Here is a 15,151-nt window from a genome sequence, read left to right as displayed (position 1 = left end):
AATATGAGTAGATATCAACGCCAAATAATACTTCCTCAAATAGGAGAAAAAGGTCAGCAAAAACTGACTGAAGCCCGAGTGCTTGTTATTGGCGCTGGAGGTCTCGGTTGTGCTCTACTCCCCTATCTGGTTGCCTCTGGAATTGGAAACTTAGGAATTGTTGATGGTGATCGTGTTGAAGAGTCTAATTTGCACAGACAGATCTTATTTTCTAATAATTCTATAGGGAAGTTTAAAGCTGAAGAAGCTCAAGTTTTTCTAAACAACCAAAATCCGGCTTGCAGCATAACTGTCTATACTGAATATTTAACGGCTGAAAATGCATTACAACTATTTGAAAAATATGATATTATTGTTGATGCAACAGATCGTATAGCAATTAGATATCTTATAAATGATGCCGCTGTATTAACAGGAAAACCTTTTGTTTACGGAAGCATACACCGGTTTGAAGGTCAGGTTTCAGTATTTAATTATAGTAATGGCCCTACGTATCGTTGCTTATTCCCTAAAGCTATTGAAGTGCCAAGTTGTGCTGAAGCAGGAGTTTTAGGAACGAGTGTAGGTTTGATTGGAATGATGCAGGCACAAGAAGTATTGAAAATTATTTTAGGCAGTGAGAACGTGCTTTCAGGAGAGTTACTGATATATAATACGCTTACTGCCAGTCAGCACAAGTTTCAATTTTCTAAAAATGAACAGATTGAAATTACACACGAATTTTTCGATACTGAATATACTTCAGAAAAAATAGAACCTGAGTCATTCCATCCGAGTCTATTAGAAAAGTATACATTGATAGATGTTCGGGAATTGAATGAACACCCACGAATACAACATCAAAATATTCTTGAGCTGCCCCTATCTAATTTTAAAGAAACATTGAATCAGTTGGATAAAGAGCAAGCCTATTTAGTCTTCTGCAAAAGTGGAATTCGAGCAGCAAAAGCTGAAACTATATTACAAGAACATAATTTTAAAAATACCAGAGCACTTCAAGAGAGTGCTTCTCAATTAGAAGTATTAATTACTAATGCTTCAGTTTTAAAACAGTAATAATGAAAAAAGTATTTATAAGCGGTCCCATATCCAGCGATTTTATAGGAGAATCTATTGCTAAACATCAGACCAAAACCAGTATCGGTGCGCATAACATATTTTTAGGTCAGGTACGTGCAGATGAAGTTGACGGCAAAAAAGTAGCTGCAATTGAATATACCTGCTATGAAGAATTGGCAAATACAAAACTGCATGAGATTCGGGAAGAGGCTTTTGAGAAATTCGATTTGATTTGTATGCATATTTATCACAGTCTGGGTACGATCAAAACCGGCGAAGTATGCTTCTTTGTTTTTGTTTCCGCAAAGCGTAGAAAAGAAGTTTATGCCGCAACAGAATGGTTAGTCAATCAAGTAAAAGATCGCACGCCTATTTATGGGAAAGAGATCTTTGAAGATGAAACTCACCAGTGGAAAGTGAACAGCTAGTCTAAAGGATTTTTGGTAAACAACAGATACAGAATAAGATTATGGTAGATATCACCCATAAAATAAACACGCTACGTATAGCAACTGCGCAAGCAACGGTCACGGTGAGCAAAATTGAAACGATTGAGGCTCTTCAAAAAAATACAGTCCCGAAAGGGAATGTTTTTGAAATGGCCAAAACTGCCGGACTTTTTGCGGTTAAGAATACACATACCAGCATCCCGGATTGTCACCCACTACCTATTGAATACACTGCGGTTGATTATAAAATTGAAGGTTTAAACGTTTTTATAGAGATAACCATAAAAACGGTTTACAAAACGGGCGTAGAAGTTGAGGCAATGCACGGAGCATCGGTTATTGCGCTTACAATGTATGATATGTTGAAACCTATAGATAAAGGTATCGAGATCAATAATGTAAAGCTTCTCCATAAAAAAGGAGGCAAAAGCAGCTTTAAAGATCAGAATCCATCGCGCTTGAGCGCACATATTATTGTATGTTCAGACTCTATTTCTGAAGGAAAAAAAGAAGATAAAGCCGGGAAAGCTATTATTGAAAACCTGCAGTCTCATGATGTACAGATTCAGGGGTATGAGATTGTTCCAGATGATTTGCAAACCATACGTAACAAAGCAATAGAACTTTCAGAGACAGTAAACCTACTTATATATACAGGCGGTACTGGCTTAAGCATTCGCGATGTAACACCAGAAGCTCTAGAACCTATTCTTGAACGACGCATTCCTGGGGTTGAAGAAGCCATACGCAAATATGGCCAGGATCGTATGCCGTATGCGATGCTTTCGCGAAGCGTAGTGGGAACTTTAGGCAATTGTCTAGTACTTGCACTCCCCGGCTCTACTAATGGCGCAAAAGAATCTATGGATGCTGTTTTCCCGCATTTATTGCATGTCTTTAAAATCTTAAGAGGCGCTCAACACAACAAAAATGAATAACGTAACCTCAATATTAACAGATACACACGGCAGAACGCATAACTATTTGCGCATTTCGCTCAGCGAAAAGTGCAATTTACGTTGCACCTATTGTATGCCGCACGACGGGATACCGTTGAGTCCGCGGTCAAATCTTATGACCGCAGATGAGATAGAAGCCTTTGCTAAAGTTTTTGTAGCAAATGGTGTTGATAAAATACGGCTAACGGGCGGTGAACCGCTCGTTCGTAAAGATTTTACTGATATTCTCAGACGCTTATCAAACCTGCCCGTAAGACTATCTATTACTACAAATGCATTGTTAACGCATCGTTATATTGATGATTTTAAACGTTATGGCTTAAATGATATCAATGTAAGTTTAGATAGCTTAGATGCTGAAAAATTCAAGTTAATCACCCGTAGAGATCAGTACAAAAAGGCTTTTGAAAATATCAACCAACTCGTAACGGAAGGTTTTTATGTAAAGATCAATGCAGTTTTGATGAAAGACTTTAACGAGGACGAGATTGTAGATTTCATCAAACTCACTAAAAATCAAGATATCAATGTGCGTTTTATTGAGTTTATGCCTTTTGACGGAAACGAATGGAACAAAAATAAATTGGTTAGTCAAGCTGAAATCATAAATCGAGTAACAAACTATTTTGGCATTGAAGCTTTAAAGCCGCTCGCAAATGAGCAAAATTTTACAGCTCGTAATTTTAAGGTTGAAGGTTTTAAAGGAAGTTTTGGTATCATAAGTTCGGTGACCAATCCCTTTTGTGACAGTTGCAACCGTATCAGACTCACAGCAGATGGAAAATTAAAAAACTGTCTTTTTTCTAATAAAGAAACAAATCTTCTGAAAGCTTTTCGCGAAGGCGAAAAACTAGAAGAGCTCATAGACCTGGCCCTCAATAAAAAGAAAGCTGTACGTGCCGGGATGACTGACTTTGATCAATTGACCAATCCTGATTTGCACAACAATAACCGCAGTATGATCGCGATTGGCGGGTAAACTAAAACAGACTTTAATTAAGCTAACGCCCTACCTACTAATTCTAAAGTTTTATCATTTAAAGGAAGTTTTAAAGCTTCTGCCTGTCCTCTTTGAGACATCTTCAACCAAGTTTTTTGAATGATGTCTATGACTTTTTCATCTTTGTGTTTTGACGCAAAATCTTCAAAATAGTACTGTAGAAAAACCAGGCAGATCACATCTTCTAAAGTTTGAGTTTCTTCATCTTTTTTTATGAGTTTTTTCTTGATCAAAAACTGAACTCGATCAATAAAGTCTTTTTCAAAATCTGATTGTTCTAAGATATTGGTTGTAAGCTTAGCGTGCATTTTTTTTAGATCTTCCCGCCATTTTAAATAGCCTATACGATCCATAGGATAATCCTCCCGCGGACTTTTCCAACGACAAATATGCTGTGCTCGTGCGGCAATTTGTAGTTCTTTTGAAGCTTTAGGCTCAAATAAAAGTAATTGCCGCGTCATTCTTTCAGAATATAAAAGCTCTTTAGGATAGCTTTTTCCTTCAACAAGTTCTCTATTAGGATCTTGAGAATTTTCTTTATCTATTGCCTTTATAGCTTGTTGAAATTTTGTCATGCTCAAATGTATATTTTGGTTTTCGAATTGATTTAAAATCAAGACGTAATTGTTTAATAGCGCTGATATGAACCAAAGTTATTCATTGTTAAGCAAAGCACTAAAGAAAGTTAAAAATCAGAAGAACATTTTAATATATAACTTCTCTTTTACTATTTATAGTTTCTATTCATCGAATTTTATTCTAAAAAAAACTTGTTAATCTATTACTAAACCTGCTCACTTTTATAGAACAGCTTTAAGATGTTGTACTTTTAATCTGTTTAAAAATCAATATTCGCATGTCAAAGAAAAAGCTCAACCAACTCGAAGCAACGGCAATTTGTGGTAATGATATTAGCTCCTCTTGCCTTTATGTATCGGCATTGGCCATTGTATATGCCGGGCAATATGCCTGGGTATCTCTTTTAATTGTTGCGGGAGTTCTTTTCTTTTTTAGAAAAATTTATGGGGAAGTTGTTGGCGCATTACCTTTAAATGGCGGTGCATACAACGCCCTCTTGAATACAACCAAAAAATCTACAGCTTCTCTAGCTGCAGCTCTCACCGTGCTGAGCTATATGGCTACCTGTGTCATCTCTGCAACCGAAGCTATTAAATATGTTCATAGTATCTGGGAATTTATTCCTGTTATCCCGGTAACCATAGGTCTTATGCTGATTTTTATGGGACTTGTAATTCTGGGGATTGGTGAATCTTCTAAGGTAGCTATCGCAATCTTTTTGTTTCATCTTACCTCGCTTACTTTACTTTGTGGTTTTTGTATATATTTCTTTTTAACCGAAGGTTTTGACACGCTGATTCAAAATTTTAATCATCCTATTAAAACCAGTATTACAACTGCATTATTCTTAGGTTTTTCTGCAGCGATGCTGGGTATAAGTGGTTTTGAGAGCTCGGCAAATTATGTGGAAGAGCAGAAAAAAGGGGTCTTTCCAAAAACGCTACGCAACATGTGGATTGTGGTAACCATCTTCAATCCGTTGATTGCATTTTTAGCATTAGCGATCATTCCTATCAATACAGTTGTGGATAATCAAGATGCCTTATTATCGTACTTAGGCAGACTTTCTGGAGGAAACTGGCTATCTCTAATTGTAGGAATAGATGCGGCTCTGGTACTTAGTGGAGCGGTGTTAACATCATTTGTAGGTGTTGGTGGTCTGATGGAGCGTATGGCGTTAGATCGAATTCTTCCTAGTCCTTTATTAAATAAAAATACAAAAGGAAGCTCCTATATAATCTTTATTCTTTTCTTTGGTCTTTGCGCTTCAATACTTTTAGTTACCGGTGGAGACCTTGCTCAGCTTGCGGGTATTTACACCATTGCCTTTTTGCTTGTAATGGTCTTGTTTGGTATAGGTACGGTCCTTTTAAAGATAAAAAGAAGTCAGCTTCCAAGACCAGAACGTTCTTCATGGATAGGTCTTTTTATTGCCATTGCAGCTGTTACTGCAGCAATTATAGGTAACATCATTCTCAATCCGGGTTATCTCGTTATTTTCTTTGAATACCTTATTCCTACATTGTTTGTAGTGTTTTTTATGCTGTATCGGGTAAGTATATTCAAGGCATTTTTAAAACTATTAGACTATATTTTTCCTGACGGCGGAAAACTTTTTGCACGTTTAAACCGAAAAACAAAAGAACTTCTCAACAAGGTCAACAGTCAGCAGTTTGTATTTTTCACAAAAAATGATAACATCGCAACGCTGAACAAGGTTATGCAATATGTCTCTCATAACGAACCTACAAAACGACTAAAAATTGTAAGTGTAGGAGATTCCGATGAAATAGAAGCTTCAACGCTGCCCAGTGATATTAAGGTTTTAGACCGGGCCTATCCTGAAATTGATATAGAATACATCATAGAGCCCGGTACATTTTGTCCTGAAAAAATAAATGAATTATCAAAGCGCTGGAATATACCAACCAATTTTATGTTTATAGGTTCTCCTAGCGAAGATTCCGTTTTTTCAGTCGAAGAATTAGGAGAGGTTAGACTGGTAATCTAATACGTATATAATTTACTGTAGTACTCCTTAATAGAATTTTCCCAAGAAAAACGTACCGCTTTCGCTTTGCGTCTCATTTTATTCCATTTGACTCTATCCCCAAAATATACATCCATACAACTATCAAAAGAGGCTACCATATTTGCAATGGTATCTGTTATATTTTCACCTTTGAATGAAAATCCATTCTTACCCGTATCTACCGTATCAATTAATCCACCGGTGTGGTGTACTAAACATAAGACCCCGTTACGCATGGCAAGCATCTGGCTTATTCCGCAAGGTTCAAAAAGACTAGGCATAAAATAAAGATCAGATTCCAGATAAATAGAATCTATAATATCTTCAGACTGGCCATTTATAAAAATAAAATTAGGATGCTCATAACTAATCTCCCGCATAAGCATTTCATATTCCGGTTCTCCAGTTCCCAACAAAATAAATATACCGTTACGTTCTTCTAGTTTTCTTAAGATCTCTTTGAGTGCTTCGGGTTGTTGTTTGAAGAAATAGAATTTTTGCTCGGTCATTCTGGCGACGCTAGAAACCACAAAACTAGGTGGGTTCTCAATAAGATCTACTACCTTTTCCCCCGTATTGGCAAGAATATCTGCTTTGTATTTTTTAGACTCTTCCTGTATCCATTTAAATAATTGACGAAGAATGTTAGGATATAATTTCCCCTTTTGAGCGACACGCATATTGTGATAATTTACACCATTTAGTATTCCGTGTAAGCGTCCTTCTGCAAAAGCTCTCTTCAAATCTTCTTCAAGACTTTCACCCCCTATAAATTCTGGTTTATGGCTGGGCTTCATAATATCTTGCATATATGAAGGGCTCACCGTATGCACTTCATCTGCAAGGCGAATTCCCACGGCCATCAAATTGATGCAGTCGTTATAACGATCATCTTTCACAACCTCATACTCGTAACCGACTTGCGGGAAAAAATTATTTAAAGAAGCAAAATTGTCATTCAACGGTCGTATACCCTGCAAGCTCAAATTATGTATGCTGTAAACAAACCAACTCTGTTTTAAAATAGCAAAATCTTGATGAAATTTTCTATGAAACAACAATAGCGCCGTGTGCCAGTCGTGTAAATGAACAACATCTATGTGATCAAAAATATTTTGTTTAATAGCCTGTGCTACTGCTGTATTAAAAATGAAATACTTAATCGTGTCTGTAAAAAAAGGCTCTTCAGGATCATCGTTGTAAATATGAGCGATATTACCTTCTACAATTTCCGGATGATGTATTACGTAATGGGTAATGCCCGTAAATTCTTTTTTAGGCTTAACCTCATAAAGTTCTGCAACAGTCTCTTGCCCTCTAATATTGAATTTAAGTTCTGTTATTAAGAGCCCCTTTTTATGAAGTCTATTATAGGCTGGTACAATAACATGCACCTGATCTCCAGTTGTAGCAATTTGCCGGGGTATGTCTCTTACAACATCTGCCATACCTCCCGCTTTGCAATCTGCAAGGGCGTCATTTTCAGCAGAAACAAATAAAAAATTCCTCATTAGTTGATTTTGATCTGTTATAAATTTTCATATCAAAAAAAGGTCTTTGATATATTTTTAATTTACACCCCTAATAATTAGTAAATCGACACTCAATCAGTCATTATTCATCATAATATCCATTTCACGAGTTAATTGCAGATGTTTTCATTCAAAACCTTTCTTTAACTATGTAAACTTTATAAAATTATTATTTATAATATTAATTAAAGGTTAATTCTAAATATAAAATCAATAAAATTATCACATATTTTATGCTTGTATAAAATATCCTCGTTAGGAATAGTTTTTCAATAAAAATAGCAGATTTTATAAGTTTAACTAATCATTTATACTGCTGAAAAATTGAGTTTTAACGAAACGCTAATACCTGAATTTATATTTTGAGTGTAAATTTCAAAATATGAAAACTAACCAAAGCAGCTTTCTCCTTATCCTATTGTTAAATCTTTGTTTTCTAAGCAGTATTGCTCAAGATTCTACACAAACAACATCCGGTAGAGATTTACCCTCTAGTAAGCCTACAGTGCCAGAAGACGGGCGTTATTTACCCAATGCAATTAAAGAATATAATGAAGCTTATTTCATTTTAAACAGACTCAATATACCTATAGGGTTACCGCCCAATACATTCAATTTTCAGTCTCCTCAAGCCACTTTAGAACACTTTATAGTAAGTTCTCGCAATGGTAATTTTGAAGATGCTGCATATGCCTTAAACCTTAATCTACTACCAGATAACCTAACTAAAGAACAAGCTGAAACCCTAGCTGAAAAATTATATTTTGTACTCAATCAACGTGTGAAAATAGACTGGGGAGGATTATCTGATCGTCCAGATGGTCAAATAGATATGAGTACAAACACCAATCAAGCTATCGCCGGTAAACCAATGCGTAGTGTAGTTTTTGGTGAAATTGATCTCGATGGAAAAGATGTTGTTTTACGTATGCAGCGAGTAAAGTATAAAGAGTTTGGAGCCTTCTGGTTGATCTCTGCAAACACAGTTGAAAATATAGATAGCCTTTACGCTGTTTACGGTCCACGTGAATTAGACCGAATGATGCCAGACTGGGCGCGTATACGGTTTCTCAATATGCCTATTTGGAAAGTTGTAGGAACGCTGATTCTTATTATACTAAGTTACTTTTTGGGTAAATTGAGTTTATTTATTTTACGCAGAATGTTTAGGAAATCTGATAAAGTCTGGGTAAAAACCATTGCAAAACGTTTGGCTACTCCAGCCGGCTGGGCAATAGGCGTTTTGTTCTTTTACATAGCTCTGAATAAGCTCATTTCTTTTGGAGGTTCTTTTGCAAGCACTTTATACGCAATTCTTTTAATTGCTGTAATAGGAACGATTACTTGGTTTATTATGCGCTTTATCGATTCATTTATGGTCTATGTAGCCGAAACCAAAATAGGCGACGCGAACCCCGAGGAAAATAACGAAGCTCGAATGATGATGACTTATATATCTGTAGCGCGCAGGGTGATCACGTTTGTAGTAATTATCGTGGGAGCTTCGGTTATACTATCTCAATTCAGGTCTTTAGAAAAACTGGGGATTTCATTAATAGCTTCCGCAGGTTTGGCAACAGTAATTCTTGGTGTTGCTGCACAAAGTACTTTAGGTAATATTATTGCGGGTATACAAATCGCAATTACACGCCCTGCACGTATTGGTGACACGGTAATAATAAAAGAAGATTGGGGCTATGTTGAAGACATCAGGTTTACTTATATGGTCGTACGCACCTGGGATTTGAGACGCTTAGTTGTGCCTTTGAAATATGTAATTTCTAATACTTTTGAAAACTGGTCGATGACCAGCGCACATCAGGTACGACCAATTATTATCTATGCAGATTATAAAATTAATGTGGAAGATGTACGCAGTAAATTTTATGAATTGTTAGAGGATGAGGAAGATTGGGATCGCGATACACCACCCAGCGTTCAGGTTGTAGATGTTACCGAAAATTCAATCAAGTTAAGAGCATTATGTAGTGCTAAAGATGCTTCTGCCACTTGGGATTTACACTGTATCCTACGCGAAAAGCTTATTAAATATATTTCTACTTTAGAAGACGGTAAACACCTTTCTAAATCTCGTATTCAGTTTGAAAATAAGTTGGTGGCAGATATAGGTTCTAAACCTAAAAAGAGAACGAAAAACGAAAAAAAGGACGAGCTATCTAAAGATTAGTAAACTTTATAAAGAAAAGATAATAATGTTATCTGAAGAGGAAGAATTTTATTCTTCCTCTTCGTCATTTAAAGCAAGCTCTAATTCTTCCGTGAATTCTAAGGTGTGGAAAACATTTTGTACATCATCATCATCTTCAAACTTTTCTATGAGATTCAATATTTTCCGTGCTTGATCAACGGGTAATTCAATTGTATTTAAAGGAATACGTTGCAATTCGGCATTTTTAGTTTCAATATTAAGTTCTTCAAGATGTTGAGACATTTTACCAAAATCTGTAAACTGCGTGTATACTACAAAAACGTCCTCGTGATTTTCAAAAGACTCTGCCCCGCCTTCAATAAGCTCTAATTGAAGCATTTCAAAATCCCGTTCTATTTTAGTCTTATCTAAGGTAAAAACTCCTTTGCGATCAAATAAAAATTCAAGCGAACCATTAGTTCCCAAGCTTCCTCCATTTTTAGAAAAAATCGAACGTATTGAGGCTATAGTTCGATTAGAATTATCTGTGGTGCATTCTATAAAAAATGCGATTCCGTTGGAACCATAACCTTCAAAGGTGAGTTGCTCATAAGAATCAGCATTTGCACCAGATGCTTTCTTTATAGCTCGTTCTATAGTATCCTTAGGCATATTTACCCCCTTAGCATTTTGTATAGCATTTCGCAAAACCGGATTAGAATCTGGATCCCCGTTTTGATTATTTTCCTTAATAGCTACCGTAATCTCTTTGATCGCTCTGGTAAATTCTTTTGCACGTTTTTTATCCTGAGCTCCTTTGCGGTGTTTTATATTAGCCCATTTACTATGTCCTGCCATTTCAACTGTATTTTATGTCTAAAATCAATATAAAAGATTGTATACAGATTGCCAGTATTTTAACCCTTTTTTAAATTTTATAGGGATGGATATAGCTTAGATAACTACTTCGGGGCAAGCCCGGAAAGCATTAAACTGAATAATATATTTTTAGACGAGAAAATTCTCGAAGCATTTAAATCTCGATTATCGAGTAAAAAACATTTTTAACGCTATTTTTAAGGTATGGAAGAATTACTGAACCTCAATTACGCGCATCTTTTTGAAACAGAACTTTTAAAAGAAATTTCTGAAGCCGGAATCTTAAAAGAGGCTAAAGAAGGTGAAATGCTTATGGATATTGGTCAGTATATCACTGCTATGCCCTTGCTCATTAGTGGTGCTATTAAAATATTGAGAGAAGATCAAAACGGTGACGAACTCCTACTCTATTTTCTTGAAAAAGGAGATACGTGTGCACTCACGCTCTCATTTACCCGTGGTCAAAGAAAAAGCGAAATACGTGCCATTGCAGAATTGCATACGGTGCTGGTTATGATTCCTATCCAAAAAATGGAAGAATGGAGTTCTAAATATAAATCCTGGCGCAATTTTATTTTTGACAGCTACCAGAACAGACTTGAAGAAATGCTGGACACCTTAGACAGTATCGCATTTATGCGTATGGATGAGCGCTTACTGAAGTATTTGAGAGACAAGCAAAACCTTACCCAGCTTGACGAAATACACAGCACACATCAAGACATTGCTTATGAAATGCATACCTCCAGAGTAGTAATTTCACGCTTACTTAAAAAATTAGAATTAGAAGGAAAGCTAAAAATTAACCGAAATAAAATAGAATTACTAGACTTAAACTAGTTGTCTAAAGTCTCCAGCATCGCCTTAGCTTTAAGTAAGCACTCTTCATATTCATTTTGAGGTAACGCCATTGCTGTGATCGCGCTACCCACAGAAAAAGATACGTAAGGTTTTGCAGAATTATACAAAATACTACGAATTACTACATTAAAATCAAAGTCACCTTCGGGAGTAAAATATCCCATAGAGCCACTGTACAAACCCCTTTTAGAATTTTCTAATGCTTCTATAATTTGTAATGCAGAAACTTTAGGAGCGCCAGTCATACTCCCCATAGGATATGCCTTTTTTATAAATTCAACAGGCTCTGCTTCTTCATCAATTATTGAAGTTACAGTTGAGATCATCTGATGTACTTGCTTGTAAGTATATACCTTGCACAATTCTTTAACCTCCACACTACCTTTCTTAGCAAGCTTAGAAAGATCATTACGTACCAGGTCAGTGATCATAATATTTTCGGTACGCTCTTTTGGATCTTTAGCAAGTTGTTCGGCGAGTTTTAAATCTTCAGTAGGATCGATACTTCTACGTGCTGTTCCTTTTATGGGTTGGCTGATGAGTTGGTTTCCTCTTTTGGCCAAAAAGCGTTCTGGAGAAGAGCATAATGCGTAGTGCCCATTAAGTCTCATATAAGCTGCAAATGGTGCCTCAGAAAGTGAATTGAGTTTTTTAAAACAAGAAATAGGATTGATTTTTTCTTCCGTATAAAATTCCTGGCAAAAATTAGCCTCATAAATATCTCCACGGTTGATGTGATCTAGCATTTTAGATACCTGTTCACAATATTTTTTTTTGCTGAATCGCATTTTTATTTTAGGAGCAGGTGAAGGCTTTACTACATTTTTACAAGAAGGCGATTTGAAAATATTTTGAAAATCTATTTCTATTTCATCCACATAAAGAGGTAAATATAAAAACTCAATAATCCCTCCTTGTATTCGTATCAATTTTTTAGGCTGAAAGAAACAAAGATCCGGGAAATCGAGTTTATCATTATTTTGAGAATGTAGATCTTCCAGTTCGTTTTTTAGATCGTAAGAAAGGTATCCTAGTATCCAATCGTTACGTTCACTACGAAAGTTAGCGAGTTGAGAAAATGCATTTCCTACTGAAGCCTTAAGTAAATGCTCTGCTCCTATGCCCAACAAAACATCAAAACATCCGTAAATATCTTTATGCGTATTTGAGCTAAATAAGCAACTTACCGGCTCATCTTCAATCCAATCCAGAAGAAGATCGATTATATCACAATTTAGCGGAAGCTTTTTAGATTTTACAATTCGCATAGATTTGCGAAATTACAGTTTAGCGCATAAAAAAACCGCTAATTTCTTAGCGGTTCTGTAATAAATTGAAAAACAATTACTGCTTGTCAATCCAGTCTTTAAGTTCTTCTTTAGTTTTTCCGGTTTTTTCTTGAAGCTTACCAAGCATCTGGTCAAATTTACCTTCAGCGTGAGTTGTATCATCATCAGTCACATCACCGTACTCTTCTTTAAATTTTCCTTTTACTTGTTTCCATTTTCCTTCTAATTGATCACTATTCATAGCTTTGACTTTTTAATTATTAGTTATACCTAAAATTAGTCTGAAGCATAGACTATTTGCGCTAATAAAACGCTAATCTTTGCTTGACAAGCGTTAAATTTGCTTAAAACTATCATCTCATGATTAAATTGCTTTTACCACTGCTCGCCATTTTTATCCTTTCTTGTAAAGACAAGCCGAAGGAAACTGCTATGGCCAATAGTGATCCTCAGGAAGCTACCTATTACCTTATAAGACATTCCGACAAAGAACGAGGCCCAAATGCTGGTGATGATCCTGCTCTAACAGAAATTGGAGAAGCACGAGCAAAATTCTGGGCAGATGAATTAAAAGATGTTGATTTTGATGCGGTTTATAGCACTGATTTTAAAAGAACAAAAAGCACTGCCCTACCTACAGCAAATCAAAACGATTTGCAGATACAACTTTATGACCCTACAAATCTATATAACACAGTATTTCAACAGGAAACAGCAGGGAAAACTGTTTTGATCGTAGGTCATAGTAATACCACTCCAGCTTTTGTAAATGCTATTGTGGGTGAAAACAAATATGATGAGATTGATGACTCTAAATATGGTTATCTATATGTTGTAAAAGTAGATAATGGCAACACCGAAGTTGAAATAAAAGATTTTAACAGCTGGAGCCAAGAGTAAATCCCCTTTGGGAAACCCTCCCTATTTATTTTTGATTTTCAGAAACGGTAACATCTTGTAGTTCTATTTTAGAAAGCAAATCAAGCTCACCATTTGCAAATAAACTATCAAGGCTTTCTAATGGCGGAAATTGTTCATTAGGTTTAAAATTGCGGTAATCCACAAATCGAATTCCTTCGATTTCTCTTATGTTATATGCTTCTCTAAAACGCGTTCCTCCTTCATTTACGTGATAATTATAAGCTAAAAAATCTACAGTAAAATGTTTGGTATTTATCCAATACATATATTCATCTTCAAAATCCTCTCCACCACCTTCTTGACTAAAGGTTACTTGAATCTCATAATAGGTTTTTCCGTTTATCGTAGTCTCTCCAACCTTTTTAGCATTTACCGCTTCGGCATCTAAGCCATACGGTAGAACCGAAAAATAATGCACAGAGTTTACACTTCCGGAAAGTGAGCTGATTAACGAATCTGCAACAGGCACTTCTTTTTCATTAATAAAACGTTTAAAATCAGAATTGGTCAATTGATCCAACGTATCTTTAAAAGCGGCATTGGTACTACGCTCTAAACGGTATAAACCGTTATTGCGTTTCGCTCTGTAGTATTTATCCCTAAATTTAAATGTAATTGTAGACGTATCTATAGTTTTACCCCCAACTTGAGAAATTGCTTTTTGTATGATGGTATCTGCATCAAGTTTTTTAGATTCTTCTTTGCAGGAAAAGATAAATAAAGCGCTTAATATATAAAGAATTCTATATTTCATTTTAATTGATTTAAGGGTAGCGGCTATAAATTTATTGCGCGTTCTAGGGTTATTTAACCACAAAATTAAAGCAATTAAAAGCAATAGTAGTCCAACTAAGAAATTAGTATTTTTGCAGTGTTATGAAACAGACCAATACAATTAATATCAAAAACAAGAAGGCTCGTTTTGAATATGAGATTCTTGATAAATATACCGCGGGTATCAAACTTGCCGGTACCGAAATTAAATCGATTAGAGAAGGTAAAGCTTCTATCGCAGAAAGTTTTTGCGAGTTTGAGGGGGATGAACTTTTTGTGATCAATATGACCATTCAAGAGTATTCTCACGCTACTTATTTTAACCATAATCCTAAGAGTAGTCGTAAGTTATTACTCAACCGCCGTGAACTTAACAAGTTGCTTAAAGAAGTGCGCAATAGCGGACTCACAATTGTACCATTACGTTTATTTATAAACGATCGCGGTCTGGCTAAAATGCAAATCGCACTGGCTAAAGGTAAAAAACTATACGATAAGCGTGAAGCTATTAAAGACCGGGACTCTAAGAAAAGATTAGGTCAAATTAAAAAAGCTTTTAACAATTAGTGCAACACTTAAAAAGTAGTGAGCGTCTTTAAAGAAACTTACTTCGAGAAAATTAAAGAATAGTAAACTATATCTGGGAATTAAACCCATTGGCGGTGCCA

General features: G+C 35.7%; 15 protein-coding genes. 9 read left to right on the top strand and 6 right to left on the bottom strand.

Annotation, left to right across the window (positions count from 1 at the left end):
• The first annotated feature begins 3 nt into the window (after window positions 1–3).
• Genes DSM02_RS09110 through moaA form a run of 4 tightly spaced genes read left to right on the top strand, consistent with a single transcriptional unit; the run spans window position 4 to window position 3,446 of the window.
• Window positions 4–1,056 carry a HesA/MoeB/ThiF family protein gene (locus tag DSM02_RS09110; protein ID WP_128765329.1) on the top strand — a complete coding sequence of 351 codons (1,053 nt, stop codon included), beginning with the start codon at window positions 4–6 and terminating at the stop codon, window positions 1,054–1,056.
• A gap of 2 nt (window positions 1,057–1,058) precedes the next feature.
• Window positions 1,059–1,487 (top strand): molybdenum cofactor biosynthesis protein MoaE, encoded by a 429-nt coding sequence (locus tag DSM02_RS09105; protein ID WP_128765328.1) that lies wholly within the window; start codon window positions 1,059–1,061, stop codon window positions 1,485–1,487.
• 41 nt (window positions 1,488–1,528) lie between these two features.
• Entirely contained in the window at window positions 1,529–2,446 is a 918-nt protein-coding gene (gene moaCB, locus DSM02_RS09100) for a bifunctional molybdenum cofactor biosynthesis protein MoaC/MoaB (RefSeq protein ID WP_128765327.1), read from the top strand.
• Window positions 2,439–3,446, top strand: coding sequence for a GTP 3',8-cyclase MoaA (gene moaA / locus DSM02_RS09095; protein WP_128765326.1), 1,008 nt, complete (start codon window positions 2,439–2,441; stop codon window positions 3,444–3,446). The genes moaCB and moaA overlap by 8 nt, the downstream gene beginning before the upstream one ends.
• A 17-nt stretch (window positions 3,447–3,463) precedes the next feature.
• Here the strand turns inward: moaA and DSM02_RS09090 are convergent, their stop codons facing one another.
• Window positions 3,464–4,042, bottom strand: coding sequence for a DUF4202 domain-containing protein (locus tag DSM02_RS09090; protein WP_128765325.1), 579 nt, complete (start codon window positions 4,040–4,042; stop codon window positions 3,464–3,466).
• Between the two features lie 281 nt (window positions 4,043–4,323).
• On the opposite strand from DSM02_RS09090, the gene DSM02_RS09085 reads away from it, so the two are divergent.
• A complete protein-coding gene (locus tag DSM02_RS09085) occupies window positions 4,324–6,057 on the top strand; it encodes an APC family permease (protein WP_128765324.1) in 1,734 nt (577 codons plus the stop codon).
• On the opposite strand, the gene DSM02_RS09080 is transcribed toward DSM02_RS09085, so the two are convergent.
• The gene (locus DSM02_RS09080; RefSeq protein WP_128765323.1) at window positions 6,054–7,589 is read right to left on the bottom strand and encodes a glycogen synthase; all 1,536 of its coding nucleotides are present in this window, start codon (window positions 7,587–7,589) and stop codon (window positions 6,054–6,056) included. The genes DSM02_RS09085 and DSM02_RS09080 overlap by 4 nt on opposite strands.
• Before the next feature lie 403 nt (window positions 7,590–7,992).
• Between DSM02_RS09080 and DSM02_RS09075 the strand changes: the two genes are divergently transcribed.
• Window positions 7,993–9,798 carry a mechanosensitive ion channel family protein gene (locus DSM02_RS09075; RefSeq protein WP_128765322.1) on the top strand — a complete coding sequence of 602 codons (1,806 nt, stop codon included), beginning with the start codon at window positions 7,993–7,995 and terminating at the stop codon, window positions 9,796–9,798.
• Window positions 9,799–9,846: 48 nt separating this feature from the next.
• Here DSM02_RS09075 and DSM02_RS09070 read toward each other — a convergent pair whose 3' ends face one another.
• Window positions 9,847–10,617, bottom strand: a complete 771-nt coding sequence (locus DSM02_RS09070; protein ID WP_128765321.1) for a YebC/PmpR family DNA-binding transcriptional regulator — start codon at window positions 10,615–10,617, stop codon at window positions 9,847–9,849.
• 225 nt (window positions 10,618–10,842) lie between these two features.
• On the opposite strand from DSM02_RS09070, the gene DSM02_RS09065 reads away from it, so the two are divergent.
• Window positions 10,843–11,478 carry a Crp/Fnr family transcriptional regulator gene (locus DSM02_RS09065; RefSeq protein WP_128765320.1) on the top strand — a complete coding sequence of 212 codons (636 nt, stop codon included), beginning with the start codon at window positions 10,843–10,845 and terminating at the stop codon, window positions 11,476–11,478.
• On the opposite strand, the gene DSM02_RS09060 is transcribed toward DSM02_RS09065, so the two are convergent.
• Both DSM02_RS09060 and DSM02_RS09055 read right to left on the bottom strand, forming a co-directional pair.
• The gene (locus DSM02_RS09060; RefSeq protein ID WP_128765319.1) at window positions 11,475–12,767 is read right to left on the bottom strand and encodes an anthranilate synthase component I family protein; all 1,293 of its coding nucleotides are present in this window, start codon (window positions 12,765–12,767) and stop codon (window positions 11,475–11,477) included. The two genes, DSM02_RS09065 and DSM02_RS09060, sit on opposite strands and share 4 nt — an antisense overlap.
• A 76-nt stretch (window positions 12,768–12,843) precedes the next feature.
• The gene (locus tag DSM02_RS09055; protein ID WP_128762623.1) at window positions 12,844–13,029 is read right to left on the bottom strand and encodes a CsbD family protein; all 186 of its coding nucleotides are present in this window, start codon (window positions 13,027–13,029) and stop codon (window positions 12,844–12,846) included.
• A 119-nt stretch (window positions 13,030–13,148) separates the two neighbouring features.
• Between DSM02_RS09055 and DSM02_RS09050 the strand changes: the two genes are divergently transcribed.
• On the top strand, window positions 13,149–13,688 hold the full coding sequence (locus tag DSM02_RS09050; RefSeq protein ID WP_240674018.1) for a SixA phosphatase family protein: 540 nt from the start codon (window positions 13,149–13,151) through the stop codon (window positions 13,686–13,688).
• A gap of 25 nt (window positions 13,689–13,713) precedes the next feature.
• Here DSM02_RS09050 and DSM02_RS09045 read toward each other — a convergent pair whose 3' ends face one another.
• Window positions 13,714–14,463 carry a DUF6503 family protein gene (locus tag DSM02_RS09045; RefSeq protein WP_128765318.1) on the bottom strand — a complete coding sequence of 250 codons (750 nt, stop codon included), beginning with the start codon at window positions 14,461–14,463 and terminating at the stop codon, window positions 13,714–13,716.
• 122 nt (window positions 14,464–14,585) lie between these two features.
• On the opposite strand from DSM02_RS09045, the gene smpB reads away from it, so the two are divergent.
• Window positions 14,586–15,050 (top strand): SsrA-binding protein SmpB, encoded by a 465-nt coding sequence (smpB, locus tag DSM02_RS09040; RefSeq protein WP_128765317.1) that lies wholly within the window; start codon window positions 14,586–14,588, stop codon window positions 15,048–15,050.
• Window positions 15,051–15,151 lie beyond the last annotated feature (101 nt).

This window comes from Leeuwenhoekiella polynyae (assembly GCF_004104075.1).
Taxonomy (GTDB): Bacteria; Bacteroidota; Bacteroidia; order Flavobacteriales; family Flavobacteriaceae; genus Leeuwenhoekiella; species Leeuwenhoekiella polynyae.
Note: the sequence above shows the minus strand (reverse complement) of the source record. Positions and strands in the feature narration are given on the sequence as shown.

Coding starts and splice junctions, on each gene's coding strand:
- DSM02_RS09110 (WP_128765329.1), top strand. CDS start 4: ATGAGTAGATATCAACGCCAAATAATACTTCCTCAAATAGGAGAAAAA.
- DSM02_RS09105 (WP_128765328.1), top strand. CDS start 1,059: ATGAAAAAAGTATTTATAAGCGGTCCCATATCCAGCGATTTTATAGGA.
- moaCB (WP_128765327.1), top strand. CDS start 1,529: ATGGTAGATATCACCCATAAAATAAACACGCTACGTATAGCAACTGCG.
- moaA (WP_128765326.1), top strand. CDS start 2,439: ATGAATAACGTAACCTCAATATTAACAGATACACACGGCAGAACGCAT.
- DSM02_RS09090 (WP_128765325.1), bottom strand. CDS start 4,042: ATGACAAAATTTCAACAAGCTATAAAGGCAATAGATAAAGAAAATTCT.
- DSM02_RS09085 (WP_128765324.1), top strand. CDS start 4,324: ATGTCAAAGAAAAAGCTCAACCAACTCGAAGCAACGGCAATTTGTGGT.
- DSM02_RS09080 (WP_128765323.1), bottom strand. CDS start 7,589: ATGAGGAATTTTTTATTTGTTTCTGCTGAAAATGACGCCCTTGCAGAT.
- DSM02_RS09075 (WP_128765322.1), top strand. CDS start 7,993: ATGAAAACTAACCAAAGCAGCTTTCTCCTTATCCTATTGTTAAATCTT.
- DSM02_RS09070 (WP_128765321.1), bottom strand. CDS start 10,617: ATGGCAGGACATAGTAAATGGGCTAATATAAAACACCGCAAAGGAGCT.
- DSM02_RS09065 (WP_128765320.1), top strand. CDS start 10,843: ATGGAAGAATTACTGAACCTCAATTACGCGCATCTTTTTGAAACAGAA.
- DSM02_RS09060 (WP_128765319.1), bottom strand. CDS start 12,767: ATGCGAATTGTAAAATCTAAAAAGCTTCCGCTAAATTGTGATATAATC.
- DSM02_RS09055 (WP_128762623.1), bottom strand. CDS start 13,029: ATGAATAGTGATCAATTAGAAGGAAAATGGAAACAAGTAAAAGGAAAA.
- DSM02_RS09050 (WP_240674018.1), top strand. CDS start 13,149: ATGATTAAATTGCTTTTACCACTGCTCGCCATTTTTATCCTTTCTTGT.
- DSM02_RS09045 (WP_128765318.1), bottom strand. CDS start 14,463: ATGAAATATAGAATTCTTTATATATTAAGCGCTTTATTTATCTTTTCC.
- smpB (WP_128765317.1), top strand. CDS start 14,586: ATGAAACAGACCAATACAATTAATATCAAAAACAAGAAGGCTCGTTTT.